This window comes from Streptomyces sp. NPDC048521 (assembly GCF_043199855.1).
Taxonomy (GTDB): Bacteria; Actinomycetota; Actinomycetes; order Streptomycetales; family Streptomycetaceae; genus Streptomyces.
This window is the reverse complement of record NZ_JBICWR010000010.1, coordinates 1-18,351: the sequence shown is the minus strand read 5'-3', so window position 1 is coordinate 18,351 and position 18,351 is coordinate 1. Positions and strand designations below refer to the sequence as shown.

Sequence of the window (18,351 nt, the reverse complement as noted above, 5' to 3'; positions counted from 1 at the left end):
AAACGTCACGAACGGCCCGTCGCAGGTGGGTTATCCACAGGCGGCGGGCCGCCGTCTTGGCCAGCCGATAGTGTGGGCGCTCGTCCGAGACGCCCCGCTGTCCCCTTGACGCACGAGGAGACACAGGCGTCCACCGCAGTCCATCGAACCGGGGCCCGTACCTCGATGTCCGTGCACAGCCATGCGGCAGCCCAACACGACGCTGCCACCGCCGTGTTTGACCCGTCCCGCCCGCCCGAGTTCCCGCGTCATGTGGTGACCGCGGTCCTCGTCTCCCACGACGGTGCCCGCTGGCTGCCCGACGCGCTCGCCGGCCTGCTCGGCCAGGAGCGCCCCGTCCAGCACGCGGTGGCCGCCGACACCGGCAGCGCGGACGACTCCGCCCAGCTGCTCACCGACGCCCTCGGCGACGGCAATGTGCTGCACCTCGCCCGCCGCACCGGCTTCGGCCAGGCAGTGGAGGAGGCGAGCCGCATCGCCCCGGTCCTCACCCCGCAGGAGCTGCCGTACCTCAAACGCCCCAGCGGCTGGGACCCGGTCACGCGCTCATGGCGCGACGACGCCTACGACCTGCCCGAACTGCCGCACGGCGAACCCGTCCAGTGGCTGTGGCTGCTGCACGACGACTGCGCCCCCGAACCGGACGCCCTCGCCCAGCTGCTCCGGGTCGTCGACAACGAACTCGAGCTCGGCCGCGACGACGTGGCGGTCGTCGGCCCCAAGCTGCGCGGCTGGTACGACCGCCGACAGCTGCTGGAGGTCGGCGTCTCCATCGCCAACTCCGGCCGCCGGTGGACCGGCCTGGACCGCCGCGAACAGGACCAGGGCCAGCACGACCACGTCCGCACCGTGCTGTCCGTCTCCACCGCCGGCATGCTCATCCGCCGCGACGTCTTCGAACAGCTCGGCGGCTTCGACCGCCGGCTGCCCCTGATGCGCGACGACGTCGACCTGTGCTGGCGCGTCCACATGGCCGGCCACCGCGTCCTGGTCGCCCCCGAGGCGGTCGTCCGGCACGCCGAGGCCGCCTCCCGCGAGCGCCGCACCGTCGACTGCGCGGGCCGTACCTCCGCCTCCCCGCACAAGGTCGACAAGGCGGGCGCCGTCCACACCCTGCTCGCCAACACCCGCACCGCAGCCCTGCCCTGGGTGCTGCTGCGGCTCGTCCTCGGCACCCTCCTGCGGACCCTCGCCTACCTCGTCGGCAAGGTCCCCGGCCAGGCCGTCGACGAGATCCGCGGCCTGCTGAGCGTCCTGCTGCGGCCCGAGCGGATCATCGCCGCCCGGCGCAGCCGCGGCCCCGCGCAGATCGACAAGGGCGAGCTGCGCCGGCTCTTCCCGCCGCCCGGCGCCACCATCCGGGCCACCGTGGAACAGATCGCGGGCAACTTCGCCAGCGGCTCCGACACCGACACCTCCTCGGCCGGCCGGCACGGCGGCGCCGTGGAGTCCGGGCCCGGCGGCGACGACGCCGACTTCCTGGAGGTCGAGCAGTTCGCCCGGCTCAAGCGGATCGCCCGCAAACCCGGCCCGGTGCTCTTCCTCGCCCTGCTCCTGGTCTCCCTCGTCGCCTGCCGCGCCCTGCTCGGCGGCGGCGCGCTCGCGGGCGGCGCCCTGCTGCCCGGCCCGGCCGGCGCCGGCGACCTGTGGTCCCGCTACCTGGACGCCTGGCATCCGGTCGGTGCCGGCGGCGCCCCGTCCGCGCCGCCCTACCTCGCGATCGTCGCGACCCTCGCCTCCCTCCTGTTCGGCTCCACCGGGCTCGCCGTCACCGTCCTGCTGGTCTGCTCGGTGCCGCTCGCCGGCTGCACCGCCTACTTCGCCTCCCGGCCGCTCGTCACCTCCCGGCTGCTGCGCGCCTGGGCGGCCATCGCCTACGCCTTCCTGCCCGCCACCACCGGCGCCCTGGCCGGCGGCCGCATCGGCACCGCCGTCCTGGCCGTGCTGCTCCCGCTCATCGCGCGCGCGGGCATCGCCGCGAGCGGCCTCGCGAACCGCACCGGCGCACGCGGCAGCTGGCGCGCCACCTGGGCGTACGCGCTGCTGCTGACCATCACCACCGCCTTCACGCCGATCGTCTGGCCTCTCGCGCTGATCCTCGGCCTCGGCGTGCTCGTCCTGCGCCGCGGCGACCTCCTCGCCCACGGACTGCGCTTCCTCGCCCAGCTCGGCACCCCGCTGCTCGTCCTCGCCCCCTGGTCGCTGACCCTGCTCCCGACCGGCTTCTTCGAGGAGGCGGGCCTGGACTACGGCCCCTCGACCGCCTCCGCGCTGGATCTGCTCGGCTCCAGCCCCGGCGGCCCCGGCACCGTGCACGGCCTGATGCTCATCGGCATCGTGCTCGCCGCCCTCGGCGCGCTCCTGCGCTCCGAGCGGCAGTTGGGCATCCGCACCGCCTGGGCCGTAGCCCTGCTGGGCCTCGTCCTCGCCGTCCTGTCCAACCAGTCCGCCTGGGCCGGCCCGGCCACCCTCGTCTACGGCGTCGCCCTGCTGGCCGCCGCCGCCCTCGGCGCCGACGGCGCACGCGCCCGGGTGGCCGAGCAGAGCTTCGGCTGGCGTCAGCCCGTCGCCGCCCTGATCGCCTTCGCCGCCGCTGCGGGTCCGCTGCTCGTCGCCGCCGGCTGGATGATCCGCGGTGCCGACAGCCCCCTGGAGCGCCGCGACCCGGCCCAGGTGCCCGCGTTCGTCGCCGAGGACTCCAGCGGCGGCGACCAGGCGCGCACCCTGGTCCTCGACAGCGACTCGACCGCGCGCGTGCGCTACACCCTGGTCCGCGGCTCCGGCGCGCGGCTGGGGGACGCCGAACTGGCCGCCGCCGACGGCGAGAACACACGTCTGGCCAAGGTCGTCGCCAACCTCGTCGCCGGCTCCGGTGCCGACCAGGCCGACGAACTCGGCGGCTTCGCCGTGCGGTACGTCCTCGTCCACAAGGGCGCGCCCCGCGAGATCACCCGCGTCCTCGACGCCACCCCCGGCCTGGCCCGGCTCAGCCAGCAGGACGGCAGCGCCCTGTGGCGCGTCGACCAGCAGGTCTCCCGAGCCGCCATCGTGCCCGCCGGCGGCTCGGGCAAGGCCCAGCCGATCAGCGCGGGACCGGTGGAGGTCCACACGACGATCCCCTCCGGCTCCGGCAACCGCGTCCTGCGCCTGGCCGACAGCGCCTCCGACGGCTGGACGGCCACCCTCGACGGCAAGCCGCTCACCGGCACCACCGTCGACGGCTGGGCCCAGGGCTTCCAACTGCCCGCGGGCGGCGGCAAGCTGGACGTCGTCTACGACGACCCGATCGGCCACACCGCCTGGCTGTGGGTGCAGGGCGCGCTCGCCGTCGTCCTGGTCGTCCTCGCCCTGCCCGGCCGCCGCCGCGACGTCGACGACGACCTGCCCGAGGAGCAGCCGCTGCCCGCCCAGGCGACCGCCGGCGAGGGCCGCCGCGCCCGCCGGCTGCGCGCCCAGGCCGAGGAAACGGCCGCCGGGGACCAGCCCGGCACCCCGCCGCCCCCGGCACAGGCCCCGGCCGCCGTGCCCCAGCAGCAGTCCTACGACGAGTGGGACCCGGCCGGCTACGCGAACGCCGGGTACACCGGCTACGGAGCCGACCAGTACCAGGGCGGCGGACAGCACCAGACCTCCGGTTACGACCAGCAGGCCTACCCGCCCGACCCGTACCAGGCGGCCCCGTACGACCCCTACGCCTACGGCGGCACGGCCGACCAGATGCCGTACGACCCGACGACCTACCAGCAGGGCTACGACCCGGCGTACGACCCCGCCCAGCAGGGCTACGACCCCGCCCAGCAGGGCTACGACCCGGCCCAGCACCCCCACGGCACCGGCAGCGAGCGCCCCGACGGGAGCCAGCAGTGAAGCGCACCACCCTGTCCCTGATCGCCGGCACCTCCGCGCTGGCCGCCGTCACCGCGTTCGCGGCGTTCGACAGCCCGTCCGCGTCCGGCGCGTCCGTCGCCGAGGCGGCCGCCCGACTGCCCGTGGAGCGCACGAGCCTGCTGTGCCCCGCGCCGAGCCTCTCGGACATAGCCGAGACGTCGTACACCTCGTTCACGCCCGTCATCAAGGGCACCGCGAACAGCGGCAAGGCCCAACTCCAGGCCGCCGGCGAGCAGTCGGCGGACGGCACGGACGGCTCGCAGAAGAGCCAGAAGGGCAAGGGCACCAAGAAGAAGGCGGACCAGCCGGTGCTCACGCCGAAGGCGCCGGGCACGCCCGTCACCGGCGACACCTCCGGGGGTGACGCACCCGCGCTGATCGGCACCGCCGACGGGAGGTTCGCGCCCGGCTGGACCGTCCAGGAGACCACCGAGGTCGCCGCCGGCACCGGCCGTGGCCTGCAGGGCGTCAACTGCACCGCCCCGGACACGGAGTTCTGGTTCCCGGGCGCCAGTACGGCCACCGGCCGCACCGACTACGTCCACCTGACCAACCCGGACGACTCCGCGGCCGTCGTCGACATCGAGCTGTACGGCAAGGACGGCGCGATCAAATCCCCGCTGGGGGAGAACCTCACGATCAAGCCGCACACGAGCGAGCCGATCCTGCTCTCCACGCTCAGCGACGAGCACCAGAGCGACCTGACCGTGCACGTCAGCGTGCGCAGCGGACGGGTCGGCGCGGCCGTGCAGGCCCTGGACGACGCCACCGGCGGCGACTGGCTGGCCGCGGCCACCGACCCGGCCGGCAGCCTGGTCCTGCCCGGCATCCCCAAGGACGCCACCGACGTCCGCCTGATCGCCTTCACACCCGGCGGCGACGACGCCGACCTGAAGGTGCGCCTGGCCTCGCCCGACGGCCTGATCACCCCGGCCGGCAACGAGGCCCTGCACGTCAAGTCCGGCATGACCACCGCGGCCGACCTCGGCCGCGTCACCCGCGGCGAGGCGGGCTCCCTGGTGCTCACCCCCACCGACCGGTCCGTCCCGGTCGTCGCCGCCCTGCGTGTCGTGCGCGGCAAGGGCGACAAGCGGGAGACGGCGTACATCCCGGCCACCGCCCCCGTCGGCACGCGCGCGACCTCGGCCGACAACAGCGCCAAGGGCACGACCCTGGCGATCACGGCGCCCACCGCCACCGCCACGGTCAAGGTCACGGCCTCGGCGGGCAGCGAGGGCGGCACCGCGGTGACGAAGACGTACACGATCAAGTCCGGCACCACGCAGAACGTCGACGTCCCGAGCCCGTCCGGCCTGAAGGGCACCTACGCCCTGACGGTGGAACCCGTCTCCGGGGGCCCTGTCTACGCCTCCCGCACCCTGGCGGCCACCGAGGCCGGCATCCCCGGCTTCACCATCCAGACCCTCCCGGACGACCGGGGAATGGTGTCCGTACCGAGGACGGACGAGGACTTGTCGGTGCTGCAGAAGTAGCGGGCGGGGCGCATTCGATCGACCGTCCTTGCGCAGGTGCGGCCGGCAGTCGTCGCACCTGCGCGGCTGCGGTCGGTCGGGCGGCGCCCGTCCAGGAGAAAAGCGGCACCCGCCGACGCCCGGCCGCCCGACGACAGCACCAGGGACCAACGGCGACACCGCTGAGCGGCCGCGGCACCGGGCAACCGGCAGCCCGGCCCTAGTCCTCCCCGTACCGCGGATCCACCGTCTCCGGCGTGAGCCCGAGCAACTCCGCCACCTGTTCCACGACCACCTCGTGCACCAGCGCGGCCCGCTCGTCCCGCCCCTTGGTCCGGATCTCCACCGGCCGCCGGTACACGACCACCCGGGCCCGCCGCCCGTCACGCGCAGGGATGATTCCGCCGAGCGGCACGGCATCGTCGCCCCAGACCGCCTGACCGCCCCGGCTCTCCAGCCGAGGCACCTCCAGCACGAGGAAATCGATGTCGGCCAGCTGCGGCCACCGCCGCTCGAGGCGGTCCACGGAGTCCTGCACCAGATCCGCGAACACCTCCGCACGGCTGGCCGCCAGCGGCACCTGAGGCGGTGCGATCGGCCCCCGCATGCCCCGCCCGTGGCGATCACGGCGACGGGGCCCGGGGCCTGCGGCACGGGGTACACGGTTGTCCATCACTGGTGAAGGGTAGTCCCCGAGCGCTCCGCCCGCCCGGCCCCACGCGGCAACCGGCCACCGGCACATTCCTGTCACAGGTTGACCATTCCAGCCAAGGTCTGGCTCGTTTCCGTAACCCTCCAAGACCGCCGAACTCAAGGCAATTGACGGTGTTTGTGCCGACTCGTGACCGGGCGCGCTCCCGCCCGGGACCCGCCGAGAGCTCGGACACGCAGGTCAACGCGGTCCGCGAGGTAAGGTGTGTGGGGCGTCTCACAGCACGACACGGTGGAGTGACCTGGGGGAGAGTCGTCGCGGCCCGCTCAAGAGTGCGGTACCGTCCAACGTCGTGAGCCCTGTACGTCGCTGTTCGCGCACCGCCTGCGGCCGACCCGCCGTCGCGACGCTGACGTACGTCTACGCCGACTCGACCGCGGTCCTCGGCCCGCTCGCCACCTACGCCGAACCCCACTGCTACGACCTGTGCGCCGAGCACTCCGAGCGCCTGACCGCCCCGCGCGGCTGGGAGGTCGTGCGCCTCCTCGACGGTTCGGCTCCCGCGCGGCCCAGCGGAGACGACCTGGAAGCCCTTGCCAACGCCGTGCGCGAGGCGGCCCGCCCCCAGGAGCGGGCGGCGCAGGCGGGCGGCGGAGGAGCCCGCTCGGCGGATCCCATGGAGGTCGCCCGCCGCGGTCACCTGCGGGTCCTGCGCTCCCCGGACAACTGAGCCACCCCACGCCACCCCCCCCCCGCCCGGCCTCGTCCTCGGTTACGGCTCGGAGTCCGCTGGGCCTCCACCTGGTGTCCGCACACCTCCCCCTCATCCCCGACGGGTAGTTTGTGGGCACCCATAGGACTTTCAGGAGGGTTGGCCGTGACTGCTGATCTGTCGCAGATCGTGAAGGCGTACGACGTACGCGGAGTGGTCCCGGACCAGTGGGACGAGACACTGGCCGGACTCTTCGGTGCCGCCTTCGCGGAGGTGACGGGTGCGGCGGCGATCGTCGTCGGCCACGACATGCGGCCCTCGTCCCCCGGCCTGACCCGCGCCTTCGCGCGCGGCGCGGCGGACCGCGGCGTGGACGTCACCGAGATCGGCCTGTGCTCCACGGACCAGCTCTACTACGCCTCGGGTGCGCTGAACCTGCCCGGCGCGATGTTCACGGCCTCCCACAACCCCGCCCAGTACAACGGCATCAAGCTGTGCCGCGCGGGCGCCGCCCCGGTCGGCCAGGACACCGGCCTCGCACAGATCCGCGAACTGGCCGAGACCTGGCTGGAGTCGGGCGCCCCCGAGCCGGTCACCGAGCCGGGAACCCTCACCGCCCGCGAGACGTTGGAGGACTACGCGGCACACCTGCGCTCCCTCGTCGACCTGACCTCCATCCGCCCCCTGAAGGTCGTGGTCGACGCCGGCAACGGCATGGGCGGCCACACGGTCCCCACGGTCTTCGCCGGCCTGCCCCTGACCCTCGTCCCGATGTACTTCGAACTGGACGGCACCTTCCCGAACCACGAGGCCAACCCGCTCGACCCGGCCAACCTCGTGGACCTGCAGAAGCGGGTTCCGGCGGAGGGCGCCGACCTCGGCATCGCCTTCGACGGCGACGCCGACCGCTGCTTCGTCGTGGACGAGCACGGCGACCCGGTCTCCCCGTCCGCGATCACCGCGCTGGTCGCCGCGCGGGAACTGGCCCGCAATGACGGCAAGGGCACGATCATCCACAACCTGATCACGTCCCGCACGGTTGCGGAGGTCGTACGGGAGAACGGCGGCACCCCGGTCCGCACCCGCGTCGGCCACTCCTTCATCAAGGGCGAGATGGCCCGCACCGGCGCGATCTTCGGCGGCGAGCACTCCGCCCACTACTACTTCAAGGACTTCTGGAACGCCGACACGGGCATGCTGGCCGCCCTCCACGTCCTCGCTGCCCTCGGCGGCCAGGAGGGCCCCCTCTCCTCACTCGTCGCCCAGTACGACCGCTACACGGGCTCCGGCGAGATCAACTCCACGGTCGCCGACCAGGCCGGCCGCCTGGCCGCCATCCGCACCGCCTACGAGGGCCGCACCGACGTCACCCTCGACGACCTCGACGGCCTCACGGTCGCCGCGGCCGACTGGTGGTTCAACGTCCGCCCCTCCAACACGGAGCCGCTCCTGCGCCTGAACGCGGAGGCCAAGGACGAGGCCACGATGACCAAGATTCGCGACGAGGCCCTCGCGATCATCCGAGCCTGACGCCCGCCCCACCGATCCAGCCGCCTGCCCTTCCAGCCGACACACTCGCGTGGTGCGTGGGCACAGGGCCGGTGGTCCAGGGGGCCAAGCCCCCCGCAGGGCGACGGAAGTCGAACGAACCCTCCGGCGCGGCGCCACCGGCGGTACGCTGACCAGCACATCCACACAGCCGTACCCGCCTCCGAAGGGACACCCCATGCCGCTCGAAGCCGGCCTCCTGGAGATCCTCGCCTGCCCGGCCTGCCACGCCCCGCTGAAGGAGCAGGAGACCGAGCTGATCTGCACGGGCCAGGACTGCGGTCTCGCCTACCCCGTCCGTGACGGCATCCCGGTCCTGCTCGTGGACGAGGCCCGCCGCCCGGAGTGACGAGGCCGTTCACCTCGTAGCGACGAGGCACCCCCTCGCGCCCACAAACCCGCACAGGATCCCGGCGATCGGAAGAGGCTGCCGCCCATGCTGGACGAATCGCTGCTCGACACCCCGGAGGGCCTCGCCGAGGCCGACCACCGAGGCCTGCTGCGCGGCGCGGCGGAGGCCGGCGCCCGCGTCCGCACCGCCGCCCGGCACGCCGCCGAGGCCGGCATCGGCGACCTGAAGCCCGACGGCCGTCCCCGCGCCGTCCTGATCGCGGGCCCCGGCGCCGCCGCCACCCACACCGCAGACCTCCTCGGCACACTGGCCGGCCCCGGCAGCCCCGTCGTCCGGCTCGCCCCCGCCGGCGTCGCCCCGGCCGCGGGCGCCCTGCGATGGGAGCTTCCGGGCTGGGCCGGTTCCGTGGACCTGCTGCTGATCGCCACCCCGGACGGCAGCGAACCGAGCCTCTCCCTCCTCGCCGACCAGGCGTACCGCCGCGGCTGCTCGGTCGTCGCCGTGGCGCCGCCCGGCACCCCGCTCGCCGAGGCGGTCGCCGGCGCGCACGGCCTGTTCGTACCGATGGCGACGGCACCGTACGACCAGGAGGAACCGCTCGCCGCGTCCTCCCCGGGCGTCTTCTGGGCCCTGCTGACCCCGCTCCTCGCCCTCCTGGACCGCATCGGCCTGCTCGGCGGCGCCCCGCCGAACGCCCTGGAGAAGATCGCCGACCGCCTGGACCACATCGCGGAGCGCTGCGGTCCCGCCATCGCGACCTACAGCAACCCGGCCAAGACCCTCGCCGCGGAACTGGCCGACGCGCTTCCCGTGGTGTGGACGGAGGGCATCTCGGCGGGCCCGGCGGGCCGCCGGTTCGCCGCCGCCCTCGCCGAACTCGCCGGCCGCCCCGCCCTCGTCGCCGAACTTCCCGAGGCGCTCGCCGCGCACAGTGCCCTGCTGGCCGGCCCGCTCGCCGCCAGCGCCGACCCGGACGACTTCTTCCGCGACCGCGTGGAGGAGCCTCCCGCGCTGCACGCGCGCGTGGTGCTGCTCCGCGACCGCCCGATCGGCGGCCTCACCGCCGCCCCCACCGCCCGTGACGTGGCCCTCAGCCACGACACGCCGATCAGCGAACTCGAACCGGAGGAGGGCGGCGAACTGGAGACCCTCGCGGAACTGATCGCCGTCACGGATTTCGCCGCCGTTTACCTGGCGCTCGCTTCCAGGGCCTGACCTTGCTGCGGGCCGAACGACCCGCGCCCGCGACCGGCACAGGGACCGCCGCCCGCGACAGGCATGCCCCGGGGAGAGACCGGTACAGGTACCCGGCACAGCGTCAGGGACCGGCTCGACACCGGTTGAGCAGCGTACGTACGGAGACAGAGAAGACACATGGACCGCCTCGACAACACCATCCGCCCCTACGCCTGGGGTTCCCCCACCGCCATCCCGCACCTGCTCGGCGTCGAGCCGACCGGCGAACCCCAGGCGGAGATGTGGATGGGCGCGCACCCCGGCGCCCCTTCGCGCACCGCGCGCGGAACGCTCGTCGAGGTCATCGAGGCCGACCCGGAGCAGGAACTCGGCGCCCGCGCGGTGGCCAGGTTCGGCCCCCACCTGCCGTTCCTGCTCAAGATCCTCGCCGCCGGCGCGCCCCTCTCCCTCCAGGTGCACCCCAACCTGGAGCAGGCCAAGGAGGGTTACGCCGACGAGGAGCGCCGCGGCATCCCGCTCGACGCCCCGCACCGCAACTACAAGGACGCCAACCACAAGCCCGAACTGATCTGCGCCCTCACCGAGTTCGACGGCCTGTGCGGATTCCGCGACCCGGCCCGGGCCGCCGACCTGCTCGACGGCCTCGGCGTCGGCTCCCTCAAGCCGTACGTCGACCTGCTGCACGCCCACCCCGAGGACGCGGCCCTGCGCGAGGTCCTCACCGCGATCCTCACCGCCGATCCCGAGGAGATGGCCCGCACGGTGGCCGAGGCCACCACCGCCTGCACCCGCCTGGGCGGCGACTACGCCCCCTACGCCGACATCGCCCACCACTACCCGGGCGACCCCGGCGTCATCGCGGCCATGCTGCTCAACCACGTCCGCCTGCAGCCCGGCGAGGCCCTGTTCCTCGGCGCCGGCATCCCGCACGCCTACCTCAACGGCCTCGGCGTCGAGATCATGGCCAACTCCGACAACGTCCTGCGCTGCGGCCTGACCCCCAAGCACGTCGACGTCCCCGAACTCCTGCGCATAGTCCGCTTCACGGCGAGCGACCCAGGCGTGCTGCGCCCCGAGGCGTCCCCGGACGGCGAGGAGGTCTACGAGACCCCGATCGACGAGTTCCGGCTCTCCCGGTACGTCCTGCCCCAGGGCGGCAGCACCCACGACGTCACCCGTGACACCCCGCAGATCCTGCTCTGCACGGCCGGTTCCGTCCGGGCGGGCGAACACGAGCTGAGTCCTGGTCAGTCGGTGTTCGTCCCCGCGGGCGAGAAGGCGGAGATCTCGGGCGAGGGCACCGTCTTCCGCGCCACTGTGATCGTATGACCGGGGTTGTGGATACCTGACGATCCGATGCCCGGCCGGGCTGCAAGAATGGCCCACTGGCAAAGGCCGGGCAAAGCCGGGCACACGTCTGGACGGCGTGGACGTACGAGGGCGACTGTCGCCAGAGGCGAAGGGACAACGCGGAACATGAGCGCGTCAGGCGGTACCAGGGCGATCGTGGCGGCACTCGGCGCCAATCTCGCGATCGCGGCATCGAAGTTCGTGGCGTTCGCGTTCAGCGGCTCCTCCTCGATGCTCGCCGAGGGCGTCCACTCGCTCGCCGACTCCGGCAACCAGTTCCTGCTGCTGGTCGGCGGCAAGAAGGCCCAGCGCGACGCGACCCCGCAACACCCCTTCGGCTACGGCCGCGAGCGGTACATCTACGCCTTCCTCGTCTCGATCGTCCTCTTCTCCGTCGGCGGCATGTTCGCCATCTACGAGGGCTACGAGAAGATCCGCCACCCGCACGAACTGGAGCACTGGTACTGGCCGGTCGGCGTCCTCGTCTTCGCGATCATCGCCGAGGGCTTCTCCTTCCGCACGGCCATCAAGGAGTCGAACGAACTGCGCGGCAAGCTGTCCTGGTCGCAGTTCATCCGCCGCGCCAAGGCCCCCGAGCTGCCGGTCGTCCTCCTGGAGGACTTCGGCGCGCTCATCGGCCTGGTCCTCGCCCTCGGCGGAGTCGGCCTCGCCCTGCTCACCGGCGACGGCATCTGGGACGGCATCGGCACCGTCTGCATCGGTGTCCTCCTCGTCCTCATCGCCCTCGTGCTGGCCGGCGAGACCAAGTCGCTGCTGCTCGGCGAGGCCGCCGGCATCGAGGAGGTCAAGAGGATCGAGACCGCGATCGTCGACGGCGACGCGGTCACCGGCGTGATCCACATGCGCACGCTGCACCTCGGCCCCGAGGAACTGCTGGTCGCCGCCAAGATCGCCGTCCAGCACGACGAAACGGCCGCCGAGGTCGCGAACGCCATCAATGCCGCCGAGGCCCGCATCCGCGCCGCCGTCCCCATCGCCCGCGTCATCTACCTCGAGCCCGACATCTACAGCGAGGCCGAGGCCGCCAAGGGCCCGGACCCGGAGGCGACCCCGGGCGGCCCGAACCCCCACGCGGCCGACCACTGAGTCCTCTCACGGCCACGGGGCCCGCCGATCACTCGGCGGGCCCCGTGGCCGTCGTCACGTCATCGCCGTCCCGGCCGGCCTCACGTCGTCGTCACACCGGCTGCACCGGCCACGGCGCGGGCGGCAGCTGCGCCGCCTTCCGCCGGCGTACGGCCCACGCCCCGATCCCGAGCCCGATGCCGGTCAGGACGAGGACACCCCCGAGGAGCAGGGCCGTGGCGAGCAGCGCCGGGGCCGTACGGGCGTCCGTCACGCGGCCCCGCACCGCGTCCACGGACACCGTGCCGCCCTCCTCGTCGAGGTGGAAACGCGAGTCCTGGGAGTTCGCGCGGTAATCGCCCAGCAGGAACAGCCGGCCCGCCGGGACCTTCACGTCGTACGACTGGTGCGCGCCGTCGGCGTCACCGCCGTGCACGTACGGTTCCGCGATCGGCTTCCCGTTCACGGTCACCCGCTCCTGCGAGCCCACGAGCGTGCAGCACGCCACCCGGTCCCCGCCCACGCCGATGACCCGCTTCATCAGAAGCCCGTCGACTCCATAGGACTCCGGCGCCCTGAACATCACGATGTCACCGTGCCGCAGCTCGCTCCCGTCGACGTGCTCCCAGACGATCCGGTCACCCGGCTCGTACGTCGGCGCCATGCTGCCGCTCCGGATGGTGGAGGCCCCGTACGCCGCCCGCATATGGGCGAAGGTGCCGATCGCCAGCACCAACCCCAGCAGCCCCACCACGAGCGCCGCGATCCCGAGGCCCCGCCCTCTACCCGCCATGTCCCGTCCTTCCACGCGGCCCATCCGCGGCGCGGAGAATAGCGGTCACCCGTGAAACTCGTCCTACGGGGCCCCTCGGGCGGCCAGGGCGGCATCGTGCTCCGCCCCGATCCCCTGCATTCCGCATCACCCCGCCGCCGACCCGAACATACAAAAGCCCCAGTTCACGCCGTTCCGCCGACTCCGAAACCACTCCGGTTCCACCGTTGCCGCACACACTCCGGCCCCGCCTCGCGCCCTCGTCTCCGCCTCGAGACCGCCTTCCGTGCGGCTCGAAGTATGCGAAGGCGGACTGGGGACGACCGGGTCCTCCGGTGTAGCTTGGGACGGAGCCAGACGTCGCTGCTGATGGCGGTCGGGCGGTCCAGTGATGGACCGACCGAGGGAGAGAGGGCCTCCGACGGACTGCGCTGCGCGCACGTGGGCATGCCTGTGTCCTCTTTCGGGCACCCCTGTGTCCGCCGCCGCGCAGACCAGCCGTACCCACCTCGACCCAACCCCGAGGAGCAGCTCGCAATGACGACTGTCGACAACCGACAGGACTTCAAGGTCGCCGACCTCTCGCTGGCCGAGTTCGGCCGCAAGGAGATCACCCTCGCCGAGCACGAGATGCCCGGCCTGATGGCGATCCGCAGGGAGTACGCCGAGGCGCAGCCGCTGGCCGGCGCCCGCGTCACCGGCTCCCTGCACATGACCGTGCAGACCGCCGTCCTCATCGAGACCCTGGTCGCCCTGGGCGCGCAGGTCCGCTGGGCCTCCTGCAACATCTTCTCCACCCAGGACCACGCGGCCGCCGCCATCGCCGTCGGCCCGAACGGCACGCCCGACAACCCGCAGGGCGTCCCGGTCTTCGCCTGGAAGGGCGAGACCCTGGAGGAGTACTGGTGGTGCACCGAGCAGGCGCTGACCTGGCCGGACAGCCCCACCGGCGGCCCGAACATGATCCTGGACGACGGCGGCGACGCCACGCTCCTCGTCCACAAGGGCGTCGAGTACGAGAAGGCCGGTGAGGTCCCCTCCCTCGACACCGCCGAGTCCGACGAGCACCGCGTCATCCTCCAGCTGCTCCACCGCACCCTGGACGAGAGCCCCCAGAAGTGGACCCAGCTGGCCTCCGAGATCCGCGGCGTCACCGAGGAGACCACCACCGGTGTCCACCGCCTGTACGAGATGCAGCGCGAGGGCTCCCTCCTCTTCCCGGCGATCAACGTCAATGACGCCGTCACCAAGTCGAAGTTCGACAACAAGTACGGCTGCCGCCACTCCCTGGTCGACGGCATCAACCGCGCCACCGACGTCCTGATCGGCGGCAAGACCGCCGTCGTGTGCGGCTACGGCGACGTGGGCAAGGGCTGCGCCGAGTCCCTGCGCGGCCAGGGCGCCCGCGTGATCATCACCGAGATCGACCCGATCTGCGCCCTGCAGGCGGCCATGGACGGATACCAGGTCACCACCCTGGACGACGTCGTCGAGACCGCCGACATCTTCATCACCACCACTGGCAACAAGGACATCATCCTTGCGTCGGACATGGCGAAGATGAAGCACCAGGCGATCGTCGGCAACATCGGCCACTTCGACAACGAGATCGACATGGCCGGCCTCGCCAAGATCCCCGGCATCGTCAAGGACGAGGTCAAGCCGCAGGTCCACACCTGGACCTTCCCGGACGGCAAGAAGATCATCGTGCTGTCCGAGGGCCGCCTGCTGAACCTTGGCAACGCCACCGGCCACCCGTCGTTCGTGATGTCCAACTCCTTCGCGGACCAGACCCTGGCCCAGATCGAGCTGTTCACCAAGCCCGACGAGTACCCGATCGGCGTCTACGTGCTGCCCAAGCACCTCGACGAGAAGGTCGCCCGCCTCCACCTGGACGCGCTCGGCGTCAAGCTCACCAAGCTGCGCCCGGAGCAGGCCGCGTACATCGGCGTCGAGGTCGACGGCCCGTACAAGCCGGATCACTACCGCTACTGAGCAGCCCGGCGCAGCCCGTGGCGAGCGCGTCGGTGCGCCGACGCGCTCCTCAGCGGAAGTACCTCCGAGGCAGGCCCCCGCACCCCCGTGCCGGGGGCCTGCCCCTTTGGCCGCTGTGGCCCGACCAGCCCGTCAAGACCCAGGACCCCCATGCCCCGCGGCCGCTATTCGCTCCACGATCCGCACGATCACACCCCCCTCGCCGAAGAGCACTTCCAGTGCGCCCCCGGTCCGTCCGGCTGGCGCTACGTCTCCCAGCTGACGACCCCCGGCGGCGACCACCGCGGCTCGGTCGACCTCGCCCTGGACGACCTCGGCCGCCCCATCCGTCTCGAACTCCACGCGGGAGGCTGGCAGGTGCGCGGTGCCGCCCTCGACGGCGTGACCTGGGTCCGCACCGACCCCACCGGAACCCATGCCACCGAAGGCAATGTGCGCGCCCACGCCTTCACCGGCACGTCCCCCGCGTTCCTCGTCGCCACCGCCCGTCTCCTACGCCTCACCCCCTCTGCCGCCGCGACCCGCGTCCGCCTGGTGGCCTTCACGGATCCGGTCCTCGCCCCCCGCACCGTGGACCAGTCCTGGGCCTTGGTGAACAGCGAAGCACACGCCACTGACAACGGGCCTCTGACCGTGGACGAATACCAGGTCACAGCCCTGGACACCGGCGAACGGCACTCCGTCCACATCGCCGGCGACGTCGTCCTGGCCGCGCCCGGGATAGAGCTGGAAGACCTTCAGTCGCCGCCGTCGCGGTTCGACTGAACGGCGCGCACGCGGCGTCGAACGTCACGTACACGGACCGAACGCACCCGCGCCCTACGCCGGCGGTGCGAACCCCGTGGCCGGCCGGTCGGCGGGCGGCTGATCCGGAGCCGGCGCCGACGGCGCGAGCGGGGCGTGCGCCGGGGACACCGACGGAGCGAGAGGAACCCGGGCCTGAGACGCCGGCTGGGGCGGTCGCACCCCCGCGGGCGGCGGATACGCGGCCGGCGTACCAGGCGGCTGTGCCACGGGTGGGGAGAAGGAAGGGGCGCCGAACGCCCGCCGGGCCTCCCGGGCCTGCCGCTCGTGCACCACGGCCGCCAGGAAAGCGGCTGGAGGAATCCCCTGCGGCACCGGAGTTCCCGTCCGCACCGCGAGGTCGTCCGCGAGCCGCTGCGCCATACCCAGGGAGACCTGCGGATCGAGCTGGTGCATCCGCGTCAGGTACTGCCGGACGGCAAGCCACAGTCCGTCCGGAACCGCCGACAGATCCAGCCCGGCGAACCGGCCCGCGAGCCATGGGGGCGGAGGCGGGACGAAACCGGTCCGTCCGGCGGGTATCCGCTCACGCACGACCAGGGTGCCCGCGAACACGTCCCCGAGCCGCCGCCCGCGTGCCGACACCAGCGAGGCGATGCAGGCCACCACCCCGAACGTCATCAGGATCTCGACGACACCGATCGCGCCCCGCACCAGCGCGTGCCGGAACCGGATCGGCCCACCGTCGTCCCGCACGACCCGCAGCCCGAACGCCAGCCTCCCCAGCGAACGCCCATGACTGAGCGTCTCCACCGCGATGGGCCCCCCGACCAGCACCAGCAGGAACGTCGCGATCGACAACGCCATCTGCGCGGCCTCGTCCAGAGAAGAGGTCGTCGCCACCAGCACCACGGTCACGAGGATGTACACGACCATGGCAGCCGTCAGGTCGAGCAACACCGCCAACGCCCTGCTGGGCAGCTTCGCGGGTCGTAGCTCGAGCGCCACCGCCTCGCCCGTCACCAGCTCACTCACGCCCGCCGCCCTTCCCTGGTCCACCCGGTGAACCGCAAGTCTGCCAAGCTGTGAGCGCGTCGCGCCCCAGTACGACAAGCTGACAGCACCCACGAGCATCCACCACAAGCAGTCGGCGACCAGCCGAGGAGCAGGCAGACCCGATGGACCTGGACGTCTTCGTCTCCGTACACCGTGCCGAATGGGACCGCCTCGACGCCTTGCTCCGTCGTCGGCGCCGTCTCGACGGAGCCGAAGCCGACGAACTCGTCGCCCTCTACCAGCGCACCGCCACCCACCTCTCCCTCATCCAGTCCAGCGCTCCGGACCCGCAGCTGACCGGGCGGCTCAGCCAACTCGTGGCACGCGCGCGTAGTGCCGTCACCGGAACCCGCCGCGCTTCCTGGCGCGACGTCACGCGTTTCCTGGGCCAGGGCTTCCCGGCCGCCGTCTACCGCGCACGCCACTGGTGGGTACCCACCGCGCTCGTCTCCACCGCCGTCGCGATCCTCCTGGGGTGGTGGATCGGTACCCACCCCGACGTGCAGTCGTCCATCGCGGCCCCCAGCCAGCTACGTGAGCTGACCCGCCCGGGCGGTGAGTACGAGACCTATTACTCCAGCCACCCGGCGACCGCCTTTGCCGCCCAGGTGTGGACGAACAACGCCCAGGCAGCCGCGATGTGCCTGGTCCTGGGCGTCTTCCTGGGGCTGCCGGTTCTCTTCATCCTCTTCGAGAACATGCTCAACCTCGGTGTCGGCTTCGGTCTCATGTCCTCGGCCGGCCGCCTCGACACCTTCCTGGGCCTGGTCCTGCCGCACGGCCTGCTCGAACTGACCGCGGTCTTCGTCGCCGCCGGTACGGGCCTGCGCCTGGGCTGGACACTGATCGACCCCGGTCCGCGCACCAGGCGCACGGCTCTCGCCGAGGAGGGACGCTCGGCGATCGCCATGGCCATCGGTCTGGCTCTGGTCCTGTTCGTCTCCGGCGCCATCGAAGGGTTCGTCACCCCGTCCGGCCTGCCCACCTGGGCCCGCATCACCATCGGAATCGCGGCCGAGCTGGCATTCCTCACGTACGTCTACGTCCTGGGCGGCCGTGCGGCACGCGCCGGCGAGACGGGCGATCTCGAAGCGCGGGAGCGCAGCGCCTCCGTACCCACCGCGGCCTGATGTGCATCCACCCTCTGTGAGCTGCTACTCTCCTCTTCGCCTCACAAGAGCCGTTGACACGGAGCGCGTGGGGAGGTAGATTCAAACAGTTGCCTGGAACTGGACAGGTTCGGAGGCAGCCGCTAGACTCTACTCCGCTTCGGAGAAGTCACTACGACATTCTGAAGAAGCAATCCGCCCGATTACTCAGAAATGAGCGGCCGGTCAGACCGGCCAAGAACTTCTGATAAAGTCGGAACCGCCGGAAAGGGAACTGCGAAAGCGGAAACCTGGAAAGCGCCGAGGAAATCGGATCGAGAAAAGATCTGATAGAGTCGGAAACACCGAAGGGAAGCGCCCGGAGGAAAGCCCGAGAGGGTGAGTACGAAGGAAGCGACCGTTCCTTGAGAACTCAACA

General features: G+C 72.3%; 14 protein-coding genes. 11 read left to right on the top strand and 3 right to left on the bottom strand.

Going from position 1 to position 18,351, the window contains the following annotated elements; all coding sequences use genetic code 11:
- The first annotated feature begins 165 nt into the window (after window positions 1-165).
- Both ACGFRF_RS22900 and ACGFRF_RS22895 read left to right on the top strand, forming a co-directional pair.
- Complete coding sequence (locus ACGFRF_RS22900) at window positions 166-3,867, top strand: glycosyltransferase (RefSeq protein WP_393742732.1); 3,702 nt, start codon at window positions 166-168, stop codon at window positions 3,865-3,867.
- Entirely contained in the window at window positions 3,864-5,381 is a 1,518-nt protein-coding gene (locus tag ACGFRF_RS22895; protein ID WP_393742730.1) for a DUF5719 family protein, read from the top strand. Before ACGFRF_RS22900 ends, ACGFRF_RS22895 begins: the two co-directional genes overlap by 4 nt.
- Before the next feature lie 199 nt (window positions 5,382-5,580).
- On the opposite strand, the gene ACGFRF_RS22890 is transcribed toward ACGFRF_RS22895, so the two are convergent.
- A complete protein-coding gene (locus ACGFRF_RS22890; protein WP_393742728.1) occupies window positions 5,581-5,967 on the bottom strand; it encodes a metallopeptidase family protein in 387 nt (128 codons plus the stop codon).
- Window positions 5,968-6,364: 397 nt separating this feature from the next.
- On the opposite strand from ACGFRF_RS22890, the gene ACGFRF_RS22885 reads away from it, so the two are divergent.
- The 6 genes from ACGFRF_RS22885 to ACGFRF_RS22860 all read left to right on the top strand — a co-directional run bounded on the left by ACGFRF_RS22885 (window position 6,365) and on the right by ACGFRF_RS22860 (window position 12,278).
- Window positions 6,365-6,742 (top strand): DUF3499 domain-containing protein, encoded by a 378-nt coding sequence (locus ACGFRF_RS22885; protein ID WP_308286699.1) that lies wholly within the window; start codon window positions 6,365-6,367, stop codon window positions 6,740-6,742.
- Between the two features lie 147 nt (window positions 6,743-6,889).
- Entirely contained in the window at window positions 6,890-8,254 is a 1,365-nt protein-coding gene (locus tag ACGFRF_RS22880; RefSeq protein ID WP_393742726.1) for a phosphomannomutase/phosphoglucomutase, read from the top strand.
- A 196-nt stretch (window positions 8,255-8,450) separates the two neighbouring features.
- Window positions 8,451-8,621 carry a Trm112 family protein gene (locus tag ACGFRF_RS22875; RefSeq protein WP_393742724.1) on the top strand — a complete coding sequence of 57 codons (171 nt, stop codon included), beginning with the start codon at window positions 8,451-8,453 and terminating at the stop codon, window positions 8,619-8,621.
- Window positions 8,622-8,708: 87 nt separating this feature from the next.
- On the top strand, window positions 8,709-9,839 hold the full coding sequence (locus ACGFRF_RS22870) for an SIS domain-containing protein (RefSeq protein WP_393742722.1): 1,131 nt from the start codon (window positions 8,709-8,711) through the stop codon (window positions 9,837-9,839).
- A 159-nt stretch (window positions 9,840-9,998) separates the two neighbouring features.
- Complete coding sequence (gene manA, locus ACGFRF_RS22865) at window positions 9,999-11,150, top strand: mannose-6-phosphate isomerase, class I (protein ID WP_393742720.1); 1,152 nt, start codon at window positions 9,999-10,001, stop codon at window positions 11,148-11,150.
- A 147-nt stretch (window positions 11,151-11,297) separates the two neighbouring features.
- Window positions 11,298-12,278 (top strand): cation diffusion facilitator family transporter, encoded by a 981-nt coding sequence (locus ACGFRF_RS22860; RefSeq protein WP_393742718.1) that lies wholly within the window; start codon window positions 11,298-11,300, stop codon window positions 12,276-12,278.
- A gap of 91 nt (window positions 12,279-12,369) precedes the next feature.
- Here the strand turns inward: ACGFRF_RS22860 and lepB are convergent, their stop codons facing one another.
- A complete protein-coding gene (gene lepB, locus ACGFRF_RS22855; protein WP_393742717.1) occupies window positions 12,370-13,050 on the bottom strand; it encodes a signal peptidase I in 681 nt (226 codons plus the stop codon).
- A 516-nt stretch (window positions 13,051-13,566) separates the two neighbouring features.
- On the opposite strand from lepB, the gene ahcY reads away from it, so the two are divergent.
- Together ahcY and ACGFRF_RS22845 are read left to right on the top strand one after the other, a co-directional pair.
- Window positions 13,567-15,024, top strand: a complete 1,458-nt coding sequence (ahcY, locus tag ACGFRF_RS22850) for an adenosylhomocysteinase (protein ID WP_393742715.1) — start codon at window positions 13,567-13,569, stop codon at window positions 15,022-15,024.
- A 150-nt stretch (window positions 15,025-15,174) separates the two neighbouring features.
- Window positions 15,175-15,789 (top strand): hypothetical protein, encoded by a 615-nt coding sequence (locus tag ACGFRF_RS22845; protein WP_393742713.1) that lies wholly within the window; start codon window positions 15,175-15,177, stop codon window positions 15,787-15,789.
- 54 nt (window positions 15,790-15,843) lie between these two features.
- On the opposite strand, the gene ACGFRF_RS22840 is transcribed toward ACGFRF_RS22845, so the two are convergent.
- Window positions 15,844-16,803 (bottom strand): RDD family protein, encoded by a 960-nt coding sequence (locus ACGFRF_RS22840; protein WP_393742711.1) that lies wholly within the window; start codon window positions 16,801-16,803, stop codon window positions 15,844-15,846.
- 143 nt (window positions 16,804-16,946) lie between these two features.
- On the opposite strand from ACGFRF_RS22840, the gene ACGFRF_RS22835 reads away from it, so the two are divergent.
- Window positions 16,947-17,954, top strand: a complete 1,008-nt coding sequence (locus ACGFRF_RS22835; protein ID WP_393742709.1) for a stage II sporulation protein M — start codon at window positions 16,947-16,949, stop codon at window positions 17,952-17,954.
- Window positions 17,955-18,351 lie beyond the last annotated feature (397 nt).

Excerpts from the sequence above, each read along its gene's own strand:
- ACGFRF_RS22900 (WP_393742732.1), top strand. The coding sequence starts at position 166 with ATGTCCGTGCACAGCCATGCGGCAGCCCAACACGACGCTGCCACCGCC.
- ACGFRF_RS22890 (WP_393742728.1), bottom strand. The coding sequence starts at position 5,967 with ATGCGGGGGCCGATCGCACCGCCTCAGGTGCCGCTGGCGGCCAGCCGT.
- ACGFRF_RS22875 (WP_393742724.1), top strand. The coding sequence starts at position 8,451 with ATGCCGCTCGAAGCCGGCCTCCTGGAGATCCTCGCCTGCCCGGCCTGC.
- ACGFRF_RS22870 (WP_393742722.1), top strand. The coding sequence starts at position 8,709 with ATGCTGGACGAATCGCTGCTCGACACCCCGGAGGGCCTCGCCGAGGCC.
- manA (WP_393742720.1), top strand. The coding sequence starts at position 9,999 with ATGGACCGCCTCGACAACACCATCCGCCCCTACGCCTGGGGTTCCCCC.
- ACGFRF_RS22860 (WP_393742718.1), top strand. The coding sequence starts at position 11,298 with ATGAGCGCGTCAGGCGGTACCAGGGCGATCGTGGCGGCACTCGGCGCC.
- lepB (WP_393742717.1), bottom strand. The coding sequence starts at position 13,050 with ATGGCGGGTAGAGGGCGGGGCCTCGGGATCGCGGCGCTCGTGGTGGGG.
- ahcY (WP_393742715.1), top strand. The coding sequence starts at position 13,567 with ATGACGACTGTCGACAACCGACAGGACTTCAAGGTCGCCGACCTCTCG.
- ACGFRF_RS22845 (WP_393742713.1), top strand. The coding sequence starts at position 15,175 with ATGCCCCGCGGCCGCTATTCGCTCCACGATCCGCACGATCACACCCCC.
- ACGFRF_RS22835 (WP_393742709.1), top strand. The coding sequence starts at position 16,947 with ATGGACCTGGACGTCTTCGTCTCCGTACACCGTGCCGAATGGGACCGC.